The organism is Paenibacillus filicis (assembly GCF_038070315.1).
Taxonomy (GTDB): Bacteria; Bacillota; Bacilli; order Paenibacillales; family NBRC-103111; genus Paenibacillus_G; species Paenibacillus_G filicis.
Window position 1 is genome coordinate 75,215 of record NZ_JBBPCC010000003.1, and the last position, 20,564, is coordinate 95,778.

General features: G+C 56.8%; 18 protein-coding genes. 4 read left to right on the plus strand and 14 right to left on the minus strand.

The genetic code is table 11. The features are described from left to right. Positions 1-27 precede the first annotated feature (27 nt). The 4 genes from WMW72_RS06645 to pdxR all read right to left on the minus strand — a co-directional run bounded on the left by WMW72_RS06645 (position 28) and on the right by pdxR (position 3,291). The gene (locus tag WMW72_RS06645) at positions 28-903 is read right to left on the minus strand and encodes a tetratricopeptide repeat protein (RefSeq protein WP_341414653.1); all 876 of its coding nucleotides are present in this window, start codon (positions 901-903) and stop codon (positions 28-30) included. Positions 904-995: 92 nt separating this feature from the next. Beyond that, positions 996-1,448: a Uma2 family endonuclease gene (locus WMW72_RS06650; RefSeq protein ID WP_423227521.1), complete on the minus strand. Its 453-nt coding sequence runs from the start codon at positions 1,446-1,448 to the stop codon at positions 996-998. Positions 1,449-1,657: 209 nt separating this feature from the next. Then, complete coding sequence (locus tag WMW72_RS06655) at positions 1,658-1,840, minus strand: hypothetical protein (RefSeq protein ID WP_341414654.1); 183 nt, start codon at positions 1,838-1,840, stop codon at positions 1,658-1,660. Next, a complete protein-coding gene (pdxR, locus tag WMW72_RS06660; protein ID WP_341414655.1) occupies positions 1,840-3,291 on the minus strand; it encodes a MocR-like pyridoxine biosynthesis transcription factor PdxR in 1,452 nt (483 codons plus the stop codon). The genes WMW72_RS06655 and pdxR overlap by 1 nt, the downstream gene beginning before the upstream one ends. A 147-nt stretch (positions 3,292-3,438) precedes the next feature. Here pdxR and WMW72_RS06665 point away from each other — a divergent pair, with 147 nt between their 5' ends. Further along, positions 3,439-3,939 carry a GNAT family N-acetyltransferase gene (locus WMW72_RS06665; RefSeq protein ID WP_341414656.1) on the plus strand — a complete coding sequence of 167 codons (501 nt, stop codon included), beginning with the start codon at positions 3,439-3,441 and terminating at the stop codon, positions 3,937-3,939. After that, on the plus strand, positions 3,927-4,544 hold the full coding sequence (locus WMW72_RS06670) for a pyridoxamine 5'-phosphate oxidase family protein (RefSeq protein ID WP_341414657.1): 618 nt from the start codon (positions 3,927-3,929) through the stop codon (positions 4,542-4,544). The genes WMW72_RS06665 and WMW72_RS06670 overlap by 13 nt, the downstream gene beginning before the upstream one ends. A gap of 381 nt (positions 4,545-4,925) precedes the next feature. Here the strand turns inward: WMW72_RS06670 and WMW72_RS06675 are convergent, their stop codons facing one another. Next, complete coding sequence (locus WMW72_RS06675) at positions 4,926-6,644, minus strand: ABC transporter ATP-binding protein (protein WP_341414658.1); 1,719 nt, start codon at positions 6,642-6,644, stop codon at positions 4,926-4,928. Positions 6,645-7,034: 390 nt separating this feature from the next. Between WMW72_RS06675 and WMW72_RS06680 the strand changes: the two genes are divergently transcribed. After that, complete coding sequence (locus WMW72_RS06680) at positions 7,035-7,547, plus strand: hypothetical protein (RefSeq protein ID WP_341414659.1); 513 nt, start codon at positions 7,035-7,037, stop codon at positions 7,545-7,547. A 57-nt stretch (positions 7,548-7,604) separates the two neighbouring features. On the opposite strand, the gene WMW72_RS06685 is transcribed toward WMW72_RS06680, so the two are convergent. The 5 genes from WMW72_RS06685 to WMW72_RS06705 all read right to left on the minus strand — a co-directional run bounded on the left by WMW72_RS06685 (position 7,605) and on the right by WMW72_RS06705 (position 13,887). Continuing rightward, positions 7,605-8,486, minus strand: coding sequence for a response regulator (locus WMW72_RS06685; protein WP_341414660.1), 882 nt, complete (start codon positions 8,484-8,486; stop codon positions 7,605-7,607). A 198-nt stretch (positions 8,487-8,684) separates the two neighbouring features. Next, complete coding sequence (locus tag WMW72_RS06690) at positions 8,685-10,517, minus strand: cache domain-containing sensor histidine kinase (RefSeq protein ID WP_341414661.1); 1,833 nt, start codon at positions 10,515-10,517, stop codon at positions 8,685-8,687. 155 nt (positions 10,518-10,672) lie between these two features. Continuing rightward, positions 10,673-11,458 carry a carbohydrate ABC transporter permease gene (locus WMW72_RS06695; RefSeq protein ID WP_341414900.1) on the minus strand — a complete coding sequence of 262 codons (786 nt, stop codon included), beginning with the start codon at positions 11,456-11,458 and terminating at the stop codon, positions 10,673-10,675. Between the two features lie 127 nt (positions 11,459-11,585). After that, positions 11,586-12,455, minus strand: a complete 870-nt coding sequence (locus tag WMW72_RS06700) for a carbohydrate ABC transporter permease (RefSeq protein ID WP_341414662.1) — start codon at positions 12,453-12,455, stop codon at positions 11,586-11,588. A gap of 100 nt (positions 12,456-12,555) precedes the next feature. After that, on the minus strand, positions 12,556-13,887 hold the full coding sequence (locus WMW72_RS06705; protein WP_341414663.1) for an ABC transporter substrate-binding protein: 1,332 nt from the start codon (positions 13,885-13,887) through the stop codon (positions 12,556-12,558). A 244-nt stretch (positions 13,888-14,131) separates the two neighbouring features. Between WMW72_RS06705 and glsA the strand changes: the two genes are divergently transcribed. Next, positions 14,132-15,073 carry a glutaminase A gene (gene glsA / locus WMW72_RS06710; RefSeq protein WP_423227525.1) on the plus strand — a complete coding sequence of 314 codons (942 nt, stop codon included), beginning with the start codon at positions 14,132-14,134 and terminating at the stop codon, positions 15,071-15,073. 82 nt (positions 15,074-15,155) lie between these two features. Here the strand turns inward: glsA and WMW72_RS06715 are convergent, their stop codons facing one another. The 4 genes from WMW72_RS06715 to WMW72_RS06730 are packed head-to-tail and all read right to left on the minus strand — an operon-like array spanning position 15,156 to position 20,554. Beyond that, a complete protein-coding gene (locus WMW72_RS06715; protein WP_341414901.1) occupies positions 15,156-16,583 on the minus strand; it encodes an NAD(P)-binding domain-containing protein in 1,428 nt (475 codons plus the stop codon). Between the two features lie 46 nt (positions 16,584-16,629). After that, a complete protein-coding gene (locus WMW72_RS06720; RefSeq protein ID WP_341414665.1) occupies positions 16,630-17,874 on the minus strand; it encodes a pyridoxal-phosphate-dependent aminotransferase family protein in 1,245 nt (414 codons plus the stop codon). Continuing rightward, positions 17,871-19,166 carry a Zn-dependent hydrolase gene (locus WMW72_RS06725; RefSeq protein WP_341414666.1) on the minus strand — a complete coding sequence of 432 codons (1,296 nt, stop codon included), beginning with the start codon at positions 19,164-19,166 and terminating at the stop codon, positions 17,871-17,873. The genes WMW72_RS06720 and WMW72_RS06725 overlap by 4 nt, the downstream gene beginning before the upstream one ends. Beyond that, positions 19,163-20,554, minus strand: coding sequence for an allantoinase (locus WMW72_RS06730; protein ID WP_341414667.1), 1,392 nt, complete (start codon positions 20,552-20,554; stop codon positions 19,163-19,165). Before WMW72_RS06730 ends, WMW72_RS06725 begins: the two co-directional genes overlap by 4 nt. Positions 20,555-20,564 lie beyond the last annotated feature (10 nt).

The following is a 20,564-nucleotide window of genomic DNA, read 5'->3' on the forward strand; positions in this document are numbered from 1 at the left end:
ATAGCCCGAAGGAACCGAAAGCTCTTCTCAGCCTCTATCAATCGACGACTCTCCCGCAAGCGGTCCTTCATCCCTGGATTCATGGTCCGGGTCCGCTTGTTTCAACTGCTCCTCCAGCCGCTCCAGATCGGCGCGGGTCAGCGGAGTTACAAGCGCCAGATCGCGGCTGATGGCCTTCTCGCTCTGCTCGCGCGCCTCCTCCAGCCGCCCGAGCTTCTGCAGCGTAAGCGCGTAGAAATAATACGATTCCGCATGCTTGGGGGACTTGTCCATCACCTTGGCGTACATATCGGCGGCTTCCTCCACCCGGCCCAGCAAGTAATAGTTCTGCGCCAGGTTGTCCAGAATCGTGACATCATTGTCGTTGAATTCATACGCCTCCTGGTTCAAGACGAGAGCTTCCTCCAAATCCCCATTCAGTACCTTGAAATAACCCAGGTTCCCGTAGGCCAGCGTGTTCTTGTACTCGCCCATCACTTCCTCCATCAGAGCGAGAGACTCGCTGTGCCGGCCCTGGAGCCAGTAGGCCGTGGACAAGTTAATTCTCGCCTGCATCAGGATCTCGCGGGGAGGCGACAGGCGCTGTATCTCCTGAAACACCCGCTCCGCCTCCTCTGGCTTGCCGGCCTTCATCAGCAGAAATCCGTAGCCGATCCGGTGCTGCGGAACGACCCGCTTGAACCCGTTAGCCTTCTCCAGTAGCTCCAGCGCCTTGGCCTGATCGCCCTTCATATAAGCCATGTTGCCCCGCTGGGCATACAGCGCAGAGCGGTTTAGAAACACAAATACCCCGATCGATACGACGACGACACCCGTCCCAAGCGCCCAATGGAGCTTGAAGAGAAGCACCACGACGATGACAACGGCAGCAATTTTGAGTAAATTTTTAACAATGGGCGGCATGCGCTTCCCTCCTTCAAGTTCATGTTCCCATTATACTCAAGCAGCGGGGGAAGAAGCCACTCTGCTGACGCGGCATTGTCCAGAGCTGCTCCTTATTCCAGACTGAACAGCGTGTTGATCGGAATCTGCAGGTCTTTAAATAGAATCGATTGAATCGTTTCCTGCTCCATATATAAATGACGAATACTGTAGCTTCCGTCCTTCAGTGTATTCACATAAACCGTCCGATTTCCCGGATCGACGATCCAATACTCCTGTACCCCATAGCTTTGATACAAGTTGAATTTTTCGTTAAAATCCTTCAATGCCGTGGAGGGTGACAGCACTTCGATGATTAACGCCGGAGCACCCTGGCAGCCATTTTTCGATAGTTGGTCCTTCGAACAAATCACAGAGAGATCAGGCTGCGTGATATGATCGGGCGAATCATATTCTTCGCTTTCGCTAAAAAATATATCGAACGGAGCCACAAACACCAAGCAATGTCGATTCTGAAAAAACGTCCGAAGGGCAACATGCAGCTCTCCTACAATGAACTGATGCATAGCGGTCGGTGCAGGCGACATATTGTAGGCTTTGCCATCAATTAATTCCCATGTTCCACCCCATAATTAACATGATTTATATGGTCTGGTCTGTTCTAATAGTATTTCAAAGTTAGGCTTGGTTACGTGCTCCATGTAGTTGGAGTCCACTGGAATCCAAACAAGACCAAATTTATAGTAGAATGAAATCTCTGCACTTGTTGTTGCCGTTAAAAACACGGAAAAAGCCGCCCCGGCTGCTGCCCGCACTGCGGCCCGGACGGCCTCAAGATAACTATTTCTTCATAAATTCTAGCCTGCAGCAGGCGGTTGAGCAACCGCATCTCCAGCTCAAAACTAAATCCTGCTGCATCGGCAAATCCGGAAACGGCGCCGCGAACTGAAAGCCTCATTAACCACCGTTCAAAATCCGGCTCATCCGCCCTACCCCGTCCTTCATCTCCTCTTCCGTCAGATCGGAGAAATGAAAGTAAGCCCCCCGCCGTCCGCTGCGGGTGTCATGCCCGGTAGGAGCCATATCAGCCCAGAGAACCCCTGCCTCGTGACAGGCGGACCGATAGGACAGATAATCCTCCTCGCTCCCCTTCCACCAGCCGAACAAGTGCAAGCCCGCATCGCTCGGCACCCAGTCAAAGCCCGCGGATAATTCCGTCTGCAGCAAGTCCGCCAACTGGCTGAACTTGCGTCCATAGCTGCGCTTCATGCGGCGCAGATGCCGTTCGTAGCCTCCGCTGGCCATGAATTCGGCCAGCGCCCGCTGCTCCAGCACGTTGGCCGCGTATGGCTCATACAAGGCCTGGGCACGGACGAACGGCTCCACCAGCGAGTCGGGCAGCACCACATAACCGATCCGCAGCGAAGGCGGCATCGTCTTCGTGAAGCTGCCCACATAGACGACCCGCCCGTCGCGATCCAGCGCCTTCAGCGGCTCGATGCTCCGCCCCCGGTGGCGGAATTCGCTGTCGTAGTCGTCCTCGACGATGACTGCACGCTCCCGGACGGCCCAGGCCAGCAGCGCTTGGCGCCGCTCCAGGCTGAGCACCGCCCCCGTGGGAAACTGCCGCGATGGCGTGACGAAGAGCGCCCGAGCATCCCATGCGGCAGGTATAATCCCGTACTCATCTAAAGCCGCTTCAACCACGGTGCCTCCCGCCGTGCTGATCGCCCGGCGAATTCCCGAGTAGCCCGGCGATTCGGCAACTGCCGATTCCCCCGGATTCAGCACCAGCTGCGCGATCAGTGCGAGCGCCTGCATCGAGCCATGGACCACGGCGATCTGCTCGGCCGAGACGCTCAGGCTCCGGGATCTCCGCAAGTACATCGCGATCGCCTCGCGCAGCTTGTAGTCCCCCTGCGCTCCGGTCCGCTCCGTGCTCCAATCGGTACCCGCCCGAATCTGGGCGTACAGGCACCGGTTCCAGGCTTCGTGCGGGAATAGCGCTTCATCCGTATTCATATTGGCAAAGTCAATGACCCCATGAAGCGCTCCTACCGGCGACATCCTCTCTAGACGGGGCGGAGCCACGAGGCGGGAGGCCCATTCGGACAGCCGGAAGTCAGGGACGGAAGCTTCCCGTGCTTCAGGCTCCGCATAGCGATAGGCGACGGTCGTACCGCTTCCGATCTCGCTGACGATGTAGCCCTCCGAAGCCAGCGTCTCGTATACTTGATTGACCGTGCCGCGCGACAGGCCGTACTGCTCCGCCAGTTTGCGTGTCGACGGAAGCTTCATGCCGAGGAGCAGGCTGCCCTCAATAATGGCGTCGCGCAACGCCTCGTACAGCGCGGCATGTTTCGTAGGCAGCCGCTGCATATAAGAATGGTAAGGAATGAGTAAATCCATCGTTCGCGCCCCTTCGGCTTCGTGATTGCTACAAATAGATGAAGTCTGACAAAATGGTACAATCAAATCTGTCATAAATGGATCTTTTCTCAGGCCAATAAATCCATTATAGTTCCAATATCTTAAGTTTGGAAAGGAGCTTGACCGATGTCAGCCGTTGATTCTATCGTTTGCCGCCAAGCGGACCTGAACGACTTAGCCGGACTAGCACGTCTATTCGATGCGTACCGCCAATTTTACCGGCAGCAGCCGGATATCTCCGGCGCGGAAGCATTCCTGCGCACGAACCTGGAGCGGCAGCGGGCCGTCATCTACCTCGCGCTGGAGCAGAAGCCGCAGCCTGACGGTAGCCCATCCTTTCTTGGCTTCGCCCAGCTGTATCCGACTCTATCCTCCGTTTCAATGCGAGAGGTATGGACGCTCAACGATCTCTTCGTCGCTGCAGAAGCACGCGGACGCGGCATCGGTGGACGTCTGCTGTCCGCCTCCGCAGAGCATGGCCGTGCAACGGGAGCGGCTTTTATTCAACTCTCAACCGGTACAGATAACGGCACCGCACAGCGATTGTACGAAAAATCCGGATATATCCGGGATACGGAATTTCTTACTTATTCTTTGAAATTGGAGAACCAGCCATGCGTAGAGTAGACTTCGAAATCAGCGAGCAGCAGGAGATTGAGCCATTTCTGAGGGAAATGACTTTCGGGGTACTGGGCACACATGCCGAGGACGGATGGCCGGAGCTAACCCCTCTCAACTTCGTATATCACGAGGGTGCCGTCTATTTCCATGGCAGCAAGATCGGGCAGAAGATGACCAACCTGAAGAAGGACAACCGTGTGACCTTCTCCGTCGCGCAAGAGTTCGCCATCATCCCCTCGTATTTCCTCGATCCGAAGCTGGCCTGCCCCGCGACCGCCTACTTCAAGTCGGTGCTGATCAAGGGCTACGGTGAAATCGTAGAGGATTTGCAGGAGAAAGCTTCCGCACTGGGGGCTTTCATGAGCAAGCTCCAGCCGGAAGGCGGGTACGAGACCATCGATGCGGCAGATCCCGACTATGCCAAGCAGCTTCGCGGAACCGCCGTCGTGCGCATCCGGGTCGAATCGATGTCGGCCAAGTTCAAGTTCGGCCAAAACCTGACGGACAGCAAGCGGGATAAGGTGACCACAGGGCTGGAGGGGCGGGATGCATCGATGGATGCAGAAACGCTGGCACTGATGAAGCAATATTGTCCGCATCACCGCGAGTAGCCGCTCTGCTGGGTGGCAGGTCGGAGCAGCTAACGGCGGGCCTGGCTTACTTGACTGACTGGGATGAGAGAAGGAGCGTACAAGCCTCTGCAGTTGCTAGAACTCCTCCATGCACGATTCAACAAGTCTCGCCTCCGCTCCCTGATATGCACAAAAAAAAAGGCCCGGCTCTCCGGCAGGAAATCATCCTGCTCAGGAGCCGGGCCTTTTGAGCCATCCGGCCGTTCCATCTGATGTTCGATGTCACTTACTCTGCCGGGCTGACAGCACTGCGCCCTGCCATCATCAGCCCGTCATATGAAGGTATCGTCCGTACGTCTACGGTTCTGCGGCTATGCAGCTAACCGATGCGTTCCCGGCAAATGCCAGGGCTGCTCTGGGCTAAGCGTGCTGAGTCTGGACGTTATGCAGCCTGCTGTAGATACCGCCGGCGGCTACCAGCTCGCGGTGACTGCCCTGCTCGGCAATACCGTGCTCGTTCACGACGACGATCCGGTCCGCATTGCGGATCGTCGATAGCCGATGTGCGATAACCAAGGTCGTGCGCCCTTGCGACAGCTCAGACAGCGATTGCTGGATGGCGGCTTCTGTTTCCGTATCGAGCGCCGAGGTCGCTTCATCCAGAATCAGGATCGGCGGATTTTTCAGGAACATCCGGGCAATGGATAACCGCTGCTTCTGGCCTCCGGACAGCTTCACCCCGCGCTCCCCGATCATCGTATCCATTCCGTCAGGCAGCTTGCGGATCAAATCTTCCATCGAAGCTCTGCGTGCCGCCTCCCAGATTTGCTCCTCGGTGGCACTGAGGTTCCCGTAGGCGATATTCTCGCGAATCGTTCCTGCGAAGAGGAATACATCCTGCTGCACTATCCCGATATGCTTGCGCAGGGATTCCAGCTTGATCTGACGGACATCCAGGCCGTCGACCGTAATTCTACCGCCGGTGACATCATAGAAGCGTGGCAGCAGGCTGCAGATCGTCGTTTTACCGGCTCCAGACGGACCGACGAAGGCAATCGTTTCACCCGACTGAATGTTCAGATCGATCTGACTCAGGATATCCCGGCCCGGCTCATAGCCGAACGTCACGCCTTCGAAGCGGATATTTCCCTTCACGTTATTCAGTTCCACCGCATCCGGCACATCGGCAATATCCGGCTCCGTATCGATAATCTCCGTATAACGCTTGAACCCTGCGATGCCCTTCGGGTAGCTCTCGATGACGGCATTGATCTTCTCGATCGGGCGGAAGAAAATATTGGACAGCAGCAGGAACGCCATAAATTCACCCATCTCCAGCTTGCCCTGAATAAAGAACCAGGCGCCGCAGATCATGACGAATACCGTGATCAGCCGCATCATCATGTAGCTGACGGAGATGCTTTTGGCCATCGTCTTATAGGCCAGCAGCTTGGTCAGACGGAAGTTCTGGTTATCGACAGCGAACAGCTTCTTCTCATGCGCTTCGTTGGCGAAGGATTGAACGACGCGGATGCCGCCCACATTATCCTCGATCCGCGCATTGAAGTTGCCGACATCGCCGAACAAACGGCGGTATGTAGTGGTCATCCGGCGGCCGAAGAAGATGATCAGCCAAGCCATGATCGGAATAATAATGAAGGTTAGCAGCGCCAGCTCCAGATTGATGTAAGCCATCAGGGTGAAGGCCCCCGCCAGCGTCATGATGGCAATGAATACATCCTCCGGCCCATGATGCGCAACCTCTCCGATGTCATTGAGGTCATTGGTAATCCGGCCGATCAGATGGCCGGTCTTGTGGTTATCGAAGAAGCGAAACGACAGCTTCTGGATATGCTCGAACATCTTGCGGCGCATATCCGTCTCGATATTGATCCCGAGCATATGCCCCCAGTACGTCACGATATACTGCAGTGCCGTATTGAGCACATAGATGGCCAGCAGTCCCAGACACGCGAGCACAATTACCTTCCAGTCCTGCCCCGGCAGCAGATCGTCGATAAACTTGCTAACCGCCAAGGGAAAAGCCAGCTCCAGCAAACCAGCAATAATTGCGCAGGTGAAGTCCAGTATAAAGAGGCCCTTATACGGACGATAGTAAGAGAAAAAACGACGAAGCACCCTTATCCCTCTCTTCCCTTTCCGAATATGGAGATACGTTCGCGAGCTGTGCAAACCATTCGTTCCGGCAATCATAGGCATCTATCGGATGCCTTGTGGTTATTAAAACGATTCAAGTCCGTGCAACTCGCCCTGCCTGCCATCATATCGGATATATCGGAATCCCGCAATACTTTGGAGGTACAAATAATACCAATTTCGTGAATTGGAAACAGCATGCATATGGACCGTACTCTTACAAGTCATTCACGGTATACCGGTTTATGCGGGATTCTATATTCCTTATGTCGCACGACACTTTACTCCAATTTCATTTGATTGACATCTTTATGGAACTTTTTTACGCACCGTACGTCCATTTATTGAGGTTGGATATCGGAGGTGATCTGTATGCTTAAGAAGAAAAGATGGCTTTTAGCTGCAACTGCTACTTTAGTGATCGTGGGTACTATCTGTTGGCCGAAGGGGGATCTGCTGGAGGTTGCTGCTGAGCAACCAACAGGTCCGCAAGCCGTCCAGGCTATAAGCGCTATAAAGGATGAGTTCCAACAACAAACGGAGCTTGCAGAACGGGTACAACGTGAGCAGATAAACGAGCTTGAACTTAAGCGGGCTGCCTTGCAACATGCCGATTCGAAAACGGCTTCTGAGGCGTTTGCTTCTACCTTTGCCGCTTACAAAGAAATGCATGCAAAGCATCGTAACTTATATGCAAATAAAAACGATAGTGATCATCCAAGCAACCAAAAAGCACGGGATGAAATCGAGAAAAAGGAACAGCTTATCGCAGATTTTGAACATGAATGGGCAAGCAGCTCCAAAACGGATGAGCAGCTTCTTAACGAATTTATTGCCGCAGCACGTCAGCTAAATACAGAGCTTCTTTCAGAAGGGGCTGAATAACATGCATAAAAAGCCGGGATAACGTCTACTCCGGCTTAACTTATGCGTACATGACGATCATTCCTTTGTCTCCCCGGCCAAAAACCGGTTGCGGTACGTATTCGGCGTCAGCCCCGTGAACCGCTTGAAAATTTTAATAAAATAGTTGTCATTCTCGTAGCCGACTCGCATGCCGATCTCCGCTACCGGCAGATTCGATTGCTCCAGACGCCGCTTCGCTTCGGTGATACGCAGCTGGTGCAGATACTGAATGACATTCGTGCCCGTTTTTTTCTTGAACAGCGTGCTGATATATTTCTCATCCATCGCCACCAGGCCCGCCAGCGTCCGAAGCGATATGATGCTGCGGTAATTTTCCTTCATATATAGGATAAGCTTATCGACTTCCTTGTGCCCCGTCTCCGCTTCGAGCTCGCCCTCGCGGTTCGGGCCTCCCGAGAGCTTATCGTGGCCCAGCTCCCCAGCGGGGTCCCGCCCCTGTTCCCCTTGTGGGGCTGCAGCGGACGCTGCGTCGTGGCCTTCCCGTCCGGTACTTGAAGGCAGACCGGCTTGCCGCCTCCGCTTCCCGAGCTCCGACTCCACTTTGACGAGCGCATCCATCAACGACTGTACATTCATCGACAGCTTCAGAATATAGTTGGATGCGCCGAGCTCCATCGCTTGCCGGACGTATTCGAAGTCGCTCAGGCACGACAGCATGATGAACCGGCTGTCGAGCTCGGCCTCCCGTACCTGCCTCAGCACCTCAACGCCATTCAGTCTGGGCATCAGGATATCGCAGATGACCAGATCCGGCTGCAAGCTTCGGATCAGCTCTAGCGCCTCCTCGCCGTTGCCAGCTTCTCCGATCACATCGAAGCCCAGGCTGTGCCAATCCACAATGCGCCGAACGGACTCCCTGACAAAGACCTCATCCTCCACAAGCAACACGGTCCACATGCTGTCCACCTCCGCTTACGATCATCATCCGCTTGCTGAATCTATGAAATCATGGCTTCTGATTCCATGTCCTCTAAGGTCGATAGAGACCTCTATCGTATCACAGTACAGACAGCCTGAAACATGAACAATATTCCGCAACCGCTAGAACGGTAGTGAGCATTCCCCCGAAATCCAGTCTCTCATCGACTTGGAAGACTAGCCCTCTTCCCCAGCGTGCAGCTCCTGCTTCCCGATCACGGGTTCCTCATACGGCTTGGACAGCAGCAGCGGCAAATAAAACCTCACCCTCGTGCCTTGGTCCAACGACTCGACCTCCAGTCCTGACCGTCCCTTGAACAGCAGCTCGAGCCGCTCCCGCAGATTGCTGATGCCGATCCCCGGTCTGCTGCGCCCGCCCGGCTTGCTCATCCCAGTAGACATCCCGGGCTTGAGACCCGCGCCGTTGTCCTCCACCTCCAGGTACAACCGGTTATCCCGCGCATAAGCCCTGACGGTAATCAAGCCCTGGCCCTCCAGCTCCATGAAGCCATGCTGGATGCTGTTCTCTGCGAGCGGCTGCAGGCTCAGCTTCGGAATCAGCGCATATTCGAGTCCAGGCTCCGCTTCATACCGGACCTCGAAGAGCTGCTTGTAACGGAAGTTTTGAATCGTCACGTAAGACTCCACCAGCCGCAGCTCTTCCTTCACATGGATCAATTCGAGCTCGGAATTAAGCCCCGCCTCCAGCAGCTTGCCCAGACTGACGCAAATCTCCGCGATATCTGACTGCTGTTCAACCAGCGCCAGCCACTTGATCGTGTTCAGCGTATTGAGCAGGAAGTGCGGATTGGTCTGCGACAGCAGCACCTGGAAGCGGACCGCCTCCTTCTTCCGTTCCTCTTCGTTGAGCCGCTGGACCAGCTCCTCAATGTCGGCCATCATCTGATTGAAGGCGCGCGTGAGCTGAAGCACCTCGCCGTGGCGGTTGCTCTCCGGCAGCTTGACGCGGAACCGCTTGTCGACCGCATCGGCCATCCGGCGCTGCAGATGCTGCAGCGGCTTGGTGACCGTCGAAGCGATCAGCAGTGTAATAGTCAAGAAAGCCAGGGTCAGCGAGACCGATACGGTGAAGAAGGACCGCTTCAGCCGGTCCACCTCTGCGTACATAATATCAAGCGGAACCTGCTTGATCAGCACTTTATCCAGCCGGGGCAGCTTGGTATAAATATTCAGATAAGAGCCTGAGACATAGTAGCCTTTGTCCTGGTTCGCCAGGGCGGGCAAGCCCGTCAGGCGCTCATCCTGTACGTCTCGGCCCAATTGGCTGTCGGCTAGCACCGTCCCGTCCGGGTGGAGCAGCAGGTACTTTTCCTGCGAGAATTGCGTGGCCAGCCGGAACCACTCGTACACATCGACGCTGACGCGCAGTGCCGCATAGGGCGTATTGTTGCGGTTCTTTAGCGATGTGGCGTAGGTCAGCAGCTCGGGAGAGCGCGACACATCCCGGCTTGTATAATTGTCCTCCCAGCTCCAGGCATAGACATTCGGCTGCCCGACTGCCTTGGCGTACCATTCCTCTCCGATCATCCGCCCGTAGGACAAACTCTCATAGGGCTGGTAGGAGGCATATACCTGCCCCTTGAAATCCACGATCGTATAGTACACCGGAGACAAGCTAATGAACAAGCTGTTCATGATCGACTTAAACTTCGTATCGATCAGGTACACACGCTGCAGGGTATCGTAGCGTTCGGGAGCTTGCAGCACGGAGGAAACCGTATCGTCCTGCTCCACCAGAATCACCGATTTGTACGCAACGTTGAGGACATCCTCGAGCGACTTGTTCAGCGAGAGCATCTGGTTTAGATTTTGATCGGCCGTCTGCTTCCTCAGCACCGCCTCCACCCGATTGAAATTATACAGGTTCAAGCCTGCATGAGGAAGCAGGATCAGCAGCGCGAACGCCAGAAACAGCCGGTTCTTCAATGTTTGGGGCAGCCAGGCTGACGGCCTGATTCTCGCCTTGAAGCCTTCTCCTCTTGTCCCCATCGCTTGGCCCGCCCCCCTTCGGAGCCGCTTCTAGATCCAGCGTCCCCTGTTCATCCAGCTTATTATACGTCCGCGGACAAAAACAAGCCTTCTGAACAGAAGGCTTGGCAGACCGCCTGCGCCCAGGGACACCTCATCCTGCGCAGCACGGCTCATTACCCTTTCACGGCCGTGCTGGATAAGCCCTGGATGATAAAGCGCTGTCCGACGAGAAACACAGCGAGCATAGGCAGAATACCGGCCGCAGCCGCAGCCATCATGCCATTGTAATCCACATTGAATTCCATGATAAAGTTCTGCAAGCCGAGCGGCACCGTGTAGAGCTCACGCTTGATCAGGAACACGAGCGCATTCTCGAAGTCGTTCCAGTGCCACGAGAAATCGATGATAGCCAGCGTCGCCAGCGCAGGCTTGGCTAGCGGCAGCATGATCTGCGCGAAGATACGCAGATGTCCGGCGCCGTCGATGAACGCGGATTCGGAGATTTCCTTCGGAATCGAGTTCAGGAACTGCCGCATCATAAATACGCCGAAGATCGTAATCATCCCGGGCAAGATCAGCGCCCAGTGCGTGTTGAAGATGCCCAGCCATTTGAACATAATGAATTTGGGTACGAATAGCACCTGAGGCGGCACCATCATCATCGCGATATAGATCATGAACAGCGTGTCCCGGCCTTTGAACTCCACCTTCGTAAAGCCGTAGGCCGCCAGGGCCGACAAGAAGGTCGCCCCAAGCATGCTGAGCAGCGAGACCTTGAGCGAGTTTAGATAATAAGGGACGAAGCTGCTCTTGCCCGTCCAGATCTTGATGTGATGCTCCCAAACAGGATGTGCCGGAATCCAGGAGATCGGATACTCGAACACTTCGCCCGGCGTCTTGAACGATGTGGAGATCATCCAGATGAACGGCAGCACCATCAGCACCGCGAAGAACAGCATGATCAGGGTAACTGCGCCTTTGCCGAGCAGCCTGCCGGTCTGTGTCTTCAAAGCTAGAGCTGCCGGGCGGCGGCGCGGGGCGGCATAGCCGGTATTGGCCTTCATGGCGTTCTTCCTCCTTTGACTGTTAATCATGCACCCACTTCTTCTGTCCGAACCATTGAAGGGCCGTGATGATCAGAATGACTCCGAACAGCGCCCAGGACACGGTGGACGCATAGCCCATCTCGTAGTAGCGGAAGGCCGTCTTGTACACATACAGCGACAGGATGAGCGAGCTGTTGCCCGGTCCGCCCTGGGTCAGCGCTTCGATGATGCCGAACGTCTTGATCGTCATGATCAGTCCGGTCACGAGCAGCATGAACGTCGTCGGGCTGACGAGCGGCAGCATGATCCGGAATACCGTCTGCCGGACCGAGGCGCCGTCCATCTTGGCCGCCTCCATCAGCTCGGGCGATATTTCCTGCAGGGCCGCCAGATAGATGATCATATTGTAGCCGAGCATAAACCAGATCCAGATGATATCGACCGCCCCCATGACGGAATCCGGAGAGGTCAGCCAGCCCGGCGGATGTGCGATGCCAAGGTTCATGAGCAAGCTGTTAATCGGCCCCTGCTTCGGCTGGAACAGCAGCATCCAGACGAAGGCAACGGCCACGCCGCTCGTAATATACGGCATGAAGTACAGCGCACGCAGCAGCGTCTTCATATAGACCGAGCGGTTCAGGATGACCGCGACGATGAAGGCCAGCGCGACGGAGACCGGCACGCTCGCGAGGAACAATACGGTGTTCTTGAGCGAAATATAGAACAGCTCGTCGGAGAAAAGCCGTTTGATATTATCGAAGCCGACGAAGTGAAAGGTCGGACTCGTAAATTGCCAGTCCGTAAACATCAGCACGGCCGAGAATAACGCCGGGATGATGAAAAAGAGAAGCACGCCAATCAGATTCGGCATAATAAAGGCGTATCCGATCCATAGCTGTCTTTTGCGCATGGTGTTCTGCTCCCATCCGGGCCGGGAATCAGGGAAGAGCAGGCGAACAGGACGCGGTGAATCCGCTTGTTGTCCCGTTCGCCGCTTCTCTGGCTTCCGGCTATTTTTTAGCTTGCTTCAAATAATCGTTATGCCGCCTTGCGATCGACTCGAGTGCAGCCTTGGCATCCTTCTTGCCCGTGAAGAAGTTCTCATACTCCTCTTGGCGAAGATCCAGCACCTGCTTAGGCAGCGAGCGTGTGTACTTGGACGAGCTGTTGAACAGGACCTTCTTGAGCGACTCCTGGTCGTAGGTGGCCGCATTGTCCCCGAGCAGCAGCTTCAGCGTCTCATCGGCATTCACGACCTTGGAGGCCGGGAATCGTCCGCCGGGTACCATAGGCAGCATCCCGCCGTCCGCATACCATTTCAGGAACTCCCAAGCCGCTTCCTTATGCGGGGATTTGGCATTGATCGATACGGCATCACCGGTGCCTCCGCGTGTTATGAAGTCTCCGGTCTGCTCCGTGAGCCTCGGCACTGGGGCGAAGGCGATCTTGAACGTTCTCGGATTATCCTTCATATTGTTGGCACTGCGGAAAATCCAGGTTCCGGCATTCAGCATGGCGGCTTCTCCCTTGAGAAATACCGTATCCACCGGCATCTTGGAGGTAACCTGCTCCGAATATGGAACCGTGGTCCGGCCATCCTGCATCATCGCCTTCATGATCTCCAGCCATTGCCCATACAGCGGATGGTCCATGTTGGAGCTGCCGTCAGGCTTCGTGTAGCCGTACTTAGTCGACACCGAATCCAGCGGGTCCGGGAACGGCTCCAGATGCTGGACGAGCCCGTAGCGCTTGTCGCTCTTCAGCTTCTCAGCAAAGGCTTGCATCTCCTGCCAGGTCCAGGCGTCCGGCACCTTCAAGCCGGCCTGATCCAGCAGATCCTTGTTGAACCAAACGAAAAACTGGCTTTTGCTCGTCGGCATCGCGTAATACTTGCCATTCGCCTTCCATTCGGCGGCACCGTCGATTTTCTCGTCAATGTTGTAATCCTTGTAGGCACCCAGCTCCTGGGTAAAACCGGCATCTACCCGGCGCTGCAGCAGCGTCTGGGAGTAGTTGACGAACAGGTCAACGTCCTGCTGGGTCGCGAGAGCAGTATCCAGCTTCATATTCCCCGCGTCGTCATTGACGAACCGCTCATATTTCACTTGAATATCCGGGTTCTTCGCATTCCACGCATCCACCACGGCCTGCGGACCGGATTCGGCCGGCACGCCTCCCCACATCGTCAGCGTAATCTTCTCACCCGGCTTGGGTGCAGGCGCAGTCGTCGTGCCGGATGGAGCAGGCGTCCCTTCCGTGGTCGCCGTTCCCGTCGAGCAGCCTGCAGCGGTTGCACATACCGCGATTGCGGTCAGTACCGTCATCGTCTGTTTCTTTATCATCAAGATCCCCTCCAGCAGTTGATATGCTTTGGTTTCCCAATCTCCCTTGCCCCTTCACTATAACACCCGCGATTCGGACCGGTAATGAACGATTTCCTTGGATTGATGGAACGATGTCGTGAGATTGGGGATGTCTCCATAGAACGATTTCGTGAAGCTCTCTTGGCAAGGGAGGCGTGATGGGAGTATGCTAAAGGAAAATTAGTGCGCGGTCTTGGTGCCGCAAGGAGGCTTAGGACAGATGATGACAACGAGCGAATGGGACAAGCTGTCCGAGCGGCTTCCCCTCTGGCTGGAGGAAAGCCGCCGCCACTCGGTCAACGGCGCCCCGGCCAGCTATATCCCTGAACTGGCCCATGCCCCGGCCGATGCGCTGGGCATTACGATAGCGTCGGCAGACGGACGCCAGCTCACCTTCGGCGACTGCGGGATTTCCTTTACTTTGCAAAGCATCTCCAAAGTGTTCACCCTGCTGCTCGCGCTGATGGATCAGGGCGAGGAAGGCGTCTTCCGCAAGGTCGGCATGGAGCCGACAGGCGACGACTTCAATTCCATGCTCAAGCTAGAGCTCGTCGAGCCCGGCATTCCGTTCAATCCGTTGATCAACGCCGGAGCGATCGTGATCTCCTCGCTCATCCGCGGGCAGACCCCGGCTGAGAAAACCGGACGCATCCTCGCCTTCTTCCGCGAGCTGACGGGGGACCCGGCACTAACCTGGAACGAGCAGGTACGAGCCTCCGAAGCGTCCACAGCCCACCGGAACCGGTCGCTCGCGTATTTCCTCAAGGATAACCGGGTGCTGGACGAGGACGTGGAGGAGGTGCTGGACGTGTACTTCCGGCACTGCTCGATTGAAGCGACCTGCCAGCATATCGCCAAGCTCGCCCTCGTGCTGGCACTGGGCGGCAAGGACCCGGCTACCGGCCGCCAGCTCGTCCCCCGGCGCTATGTGCAGATCGCCAAGAGCTTCATGATCACCTGCGGCATGTACAACGCCTCCGGCGAGTTCGCCATCAAGGTCGGCCTGCCCGCCAAGAGCGGAGTCGCAGGCGGCATCCTGGCCCTCGTCCCGGGCCGTTACGGCATCGGGGTGATCGGGCCTGCACTGAACGACAAGGGCAACAGCGTAGCCGGCGTTCAGCTGCTGCAGACGATGTCCGAGGCTTGTGACTGGAGTATTTTCTAACAGCGAATAACCCCGGTTCGGCGCGAAGGTGCCGGAACGGGGTTATTCGCTGTTAGTTGACAGATCGGTTAAGGCCATCGAATCATAACTGCCTCTGCAAGATTGGCCATTCCCCGGTAAATTCGGCTTCGTCATACGCAAAGAAGCTTCTCAGAATCTCTTGGCGATCGTCGTGAAACAATTGATCCGCTATCGCCGACGCCAGTCTGGGGATGGCATATTTCATGCCCGAGATCGCCGAAGCGGACAGTCCACAGCTGACGAGGGCCGAATAGTTAAAAGCAAAAATGCCGTGCAGACGTCTGCTCCCCTCGTCATCCCGGCTTAGGAAGGCGAAGCCCGGACTCAGATACGGATGCGCATCCAGCAATGGATTGGCGCCTCCTTCCATAGCCTGATAGCGGTCAGCCCAGCGGGCAATATGACGCTCGACCAGCTTCAGCTCCGGGCGCAAGGCCGGATCGGAGAGAAGCCCCGTGCTGATGATCAGGAAATCGAAGGCGAAAGAGCCCTCTGATGTAGTTACAACGGCCTGCTTGCCTGCAGCCTCCACATTCAGCCAAGGCGCGCCCAGGTGAAGCCGGAAGCCGGGCCATGCCGCCGCGCGGTCAAACGTATCCTGGGTCGGCGGCTGGTTAAGCTGGAAGAAACGGGAGATAACCGCATATTTCTCGGCGTCCAACAATACGGAGAACCGTTCGATCATCCCGGACACTTCCATCTGACGAATCGGATTAATACGGGGCAATTCCTTCCGCCGGACAAAAACATGCGCCTCCGCCACTCCTTGGGACAATGCGAACTGGGCATTGTCGAAGGCCGAAGCCCCTCCGCCTAAGATAGCGATCTTCTTGCCCTTCAGCCCTTCAAAATCAATCGGTTCCGAGGTGTGGGCATACAGGCTGTGAGGCAATTTCCCTTCAATCATGGGCGGTACATGCCACTGACCGCCGCCTTGAATACCTGTCGCCAGCACGACCTTACGCGCCAGCAGCAGGCTGACCCAAGCTCCCTTCCCTTCGATATGCAGACGGTGAATTCCGTCTTCTGCAGGCTCAATCAGCTTCAGCTTCACCTCATTGACGACCGGCAGCTGAAGAACCTTCCGGTACCAGCGCAAATAATTCATCCAGTCGCCCTTCGGAATCTTGCCGACCTCATCCCACCCCTTCGGACCGGTCTGCGCTTCCCGCCAAGCACGGAAGGTCAGGGAAGGAACACCCAGGTCGATGGAAGTCAAGTGCTTGGGCGTCCGCAGCGTCATCATGCGAGCATACGTTTCCCACGGCCCTTCCAGCCCTTCCTTATTTTCGTCGATGACGAGGATGTTCTGCACCCGTTCTCGCAGCAGGCCGAAGGCGGCGCCCAAGCCGCATTGGCCGCCGCCGACGATCACAACGTCATAGACATGCCCCTCAGGATGGGTTAGAGGACGAACCCAGCTAGGTCCCCCGAAGCTCAGATAAGAAAGATCGGTTTTCACCCGTTTGTTTAAAGCATCCAAGGTCATGATGGTTTCCTGCCTTTCTGTGATGTCTTTTTCCAGCCGCTCCGGTTTATCCCTGCGCATCCACCTTACTATCGTACACATCCAAGGCGGCCTGTACGGCAGCGCCAGTAGGAATGGACACGCCATGACGGAGCAGTGCCGCGTCGAGCGCTCCCAGCAGGTGCAGCACATTTTTTTTATTGCAGCTGAATCCCATCGTGCCGATCCGCCATATCCGGCCCTTTAACGAGCCGAACGAGCTGGCGATCTCGATGCCGAATTCATGAAGCAGCATGGACCGGACCGATTCCCCATCCACCTGATCCGGAATATTCACGCAGGTAACCATCGGCATCTTACAGTCAGGGTCGCCGAACAAGGTCAGTCCCATGGCCCGGAGACCAGCCACCAAGGCCGCTTCATGCTCGAGATGGCGGGCGAACCGAGGCTCCAGTCCTTCTTCCAGCACGAAACGCAAGCCTTCGCGCAAGGCGTACAGCATCGAAGTCGCTTCGGTATGATGATTGAGACGCGCGGGGCTCCAGTAGTCCTGAAGCTGACTGAGATCGAAATAATTGCTCTGGATCGGCCGGCCTCCGCTGTCTGCTTCCTGCTTGGGATCGCGAAGCCCGCGTTCGATCCGCTTGCGCCTCAGCAGCTTGGCCTCCGCTCGTTCGTTGTACGTGATAGGGGCCATGCCTGCCGGAATGGACAGGCATTTTTGCGTGCCGCCGATGACAGCATCGAGCATCCATTCATCCGCTGCGATCCTCGTTCCGCCAACCGTCGCAACGGCATCGACGACGAGCAGAGCGTCCGACGCCCTGCAGGCCTTGCCGATCTCTTCCAGGGGCTGCAAGCAGCCCGTGGATGTCTCGCCGTGGACGATCGCCACAAGATCCGGACGCTCTCTAAGGATCGCTTCCGCCACTTGCCCGCGGGCAAAAACCTGCCCCCACTCCTGCTCCAGGGTTGAAACCTGCGCGCCGCAGCGCTGAGCAATCTCCACCAGCAGATGCCCGAATCTGCCATAGATTGGCACCAGCACGCGGTCTCCGGGTTCTATCAGGCTCGTCAGCACGGCTTCGATACCAGAGCGCGACGTGCCGTCTATCGGGTACGCCCAGCGATTGTCTGTCTGGAACAAAGCTCGGATCATGTCCATCGTGTCATTCATGATGTCGGTAAACTCCGGGTCAAACTGTCCCAATATCGGCAGCGACATGGCCCGCAGCACCCGCGGGTCGACCTCCACCGGTCCGGGAGTCATGATCGTACGAAGGGACGGCGACAGCTCGCGATACCTTTTCAAAGCGCTCCCTCCTTGTCATAAGCTAATCCATATAGCAAATCCGTCAGCACGGAAACTCCTGCCGCAAGCTCCTCCGCTGACGTATATTCATCCGGCGAGTGACTGACGCCGCCCCGGCTCGGCACAAATACGAGCGCTGCCGGACAGATGGACTGCATGACTTGCGCATCGTGCCCGGCTCCGCTGAACATCCGGACACGGCTCCAGTCTCGTTGCGTACAGATGTCTTCCACCCACCCCGTCAGCTCCGCATCCATCATGACCGGCTCCGCGTTCATCCATTCGTGGGAGGTGAGGATCAGCCCCCTCCTGGCTGCAAGGTCCCCGAGGCCTGCTGCCGCCTCGCTGCAAAAGGAGGAAAGCTCGCCCCCATCGGAATGCCGCGCATCGAGCGTGAACGACACCTTGCCCGGTATGACATTGGCTAAATTCGGAGTGAGCGTCAAGCTGCCGACGGTCGCTACCATCGGAGGGCCGTAGCTCTGCGCCAGCTTCTCCATATAGCCCACCATCTCGGCGGCTCCTGCCAGCGCGTCACGCCGCCAGGCCATAGGCGTCGTTCCGGCGTGATTCGCTTCGCCGATGACCTCGAAGGTCAGCCGCTTTTGACCGACGATGCCCTGGACGACCCCGATGCTGCTTCCCTCTCGTTCAAGAACAGCTCCTTGCTCAATATGAAGCTCTATAAACGCCCGCAGATCTTCCCGTCTGACAGTCCAGGCCCGGCTCGCCTGGGAACAAAATCCGGCCGCCAGCATGGCTTCCTTCAAGCTCAATCCCGCATCATCGTAGATATCCGGCACCCGGTCGGGGGAATAGCGTCCCGACACATTGCCGGAGCCCCAATACGTGAGCGGGAACCGGCTTCCTTCTTCTTCGCAGAACGAGACGATCTCGAGATTGTATCTAGGCTTACCATAACGTTGCGCCAGATACAAAAGGGCCGTTAGCCCCGCGGCAATGCCGTAAGCCCCGTCGTATTTACCCCCGTGCCTGACCGTATCGATATGGGACCCGGTGAGAATGGTGCCCAAGTGCGGCTGAGCTCCTTCGATGCGCCCATACAGATTCCCCACTTCGTCATAGTAGACCTCCAGCCCGGCTTGCTGCATCCGCTCGGCAAGAGCCGCTTGCGCCTGCTGCCAGGAGTCCGTGTAGAGCAGGCGTGTAACGCCTCCCTCGCTGTCCGCACCGTATCGGGACAGCCAATGTATCGCTTCTTCGAGTGAATCAGACAAGCGGCTGATATCCGGCGCCTCCTCCGGCAAGCGTGAACTGCCAGCATGCCTCATCTTCTTCCCCCCTTGGTGTTAACCGGGTGAAGCAGCAAGCCCCGCTTGACGGGCGAAAGTCCCTCGCCGAGCTTATACACCACCTCGCCACGGCATAAAGTCGCGACTACCCTGCAGTTGAACGTCCTGCCTACATAAGGACTATGCGGATGACGGTAATACAAATCTTGCTCGGATAGGGTATAAGGGCTGTTCAAGCCGACAATAGCCAGGTCCGCATCCGCTCCTACCTTAATCACGCCCTTGCGCGGGTACAAACCGAATCGGCGAGCCGGGTTCTCCGACAGCAGCCGGGATAAGAAGGGCAGCGGAATATTTCGTTTCAGGTATCCTTCATCCAGGATCAATTCCATCGAGCTCTGTGCGCCGGAGATGCCTCCCCAGGCCTGAAACCAATCACCGGATTGTTTCAGCTCGCCTGGACATGGGGAATGATCTGAGGCGATCATGTCAATCTGCCCAGCGGCAACCGCCTGCCACATCTGCTGGCGCTCCGCTTCAGTCCGGAGCGGCGGCGCGCATTTGGCCACTGGACCGAGCGCTTCCAGCTCATCGCAGGTCAGAGTCAGATAATGCGGACATGTTTCCAGCGTCACATCCATCCCCCTGCGCTTGGCCTGATCGATCAGCAAGGCGGCCTGCGGGCTGCTGATATGCACGAAGTGCAGCGCGCATCCCGTCTGCTCCCCATAGAGCAAGGCGCGTTGAACAGCTTCCACTTCGGCGAGCACCGGCCGGGATGCGGCATAGTCGCGAGCCCCAGTCTTGCCGGCACGCTTGGCTTCGGAGCCAAGCTCTGCGACCAGCGGCTCGCTTTCCGCATGAAGGGCCAGAATCCCGCCTAGGGCGGCAATACGCTTCATCCCTTCGACTAGGGTGAGATCATCCACCTCCCGGAAGATATCATCCCCGTCACCTCCCGGGTCGGACATAAAGGCCTTGAACCCGGCAACCCCCGCTTTCGCCAAGCCTTCCAGCGCATCCAGATTGCCTGGCACCAGCCCTCCCCAGAACGCGTAATCGACATAGGAACCGCCCGCAGCCAGGCCGGCTTTCTGATTTAAGGCGCTGACGGAGGTTGTCGGGGGACGGCCGTTCAACGGCATATCGATGTAAGTCGTACAGCCGCCCGCAGCGAGGGAGGCTGAGCCGCTGATGAAGCCTTCCCAATCTCCCAAGGACGGCTCGTTGAAATGAACATGAACATCGATCGTGCCCGGTAATACAAGTTGCCCTTCCGCATCAATAACTCGGCACGACGGAGACGGCTCCAGCGACGGCCGAAGCGCGTGAATCTTTCCGTCTTTGATTCCGATATCGAGCACAGCCACCTCATCCGGCAGCACGATCCGTCCGCCACGTACGATGACATCCAGAGACTCCGCCATATGCATCCCC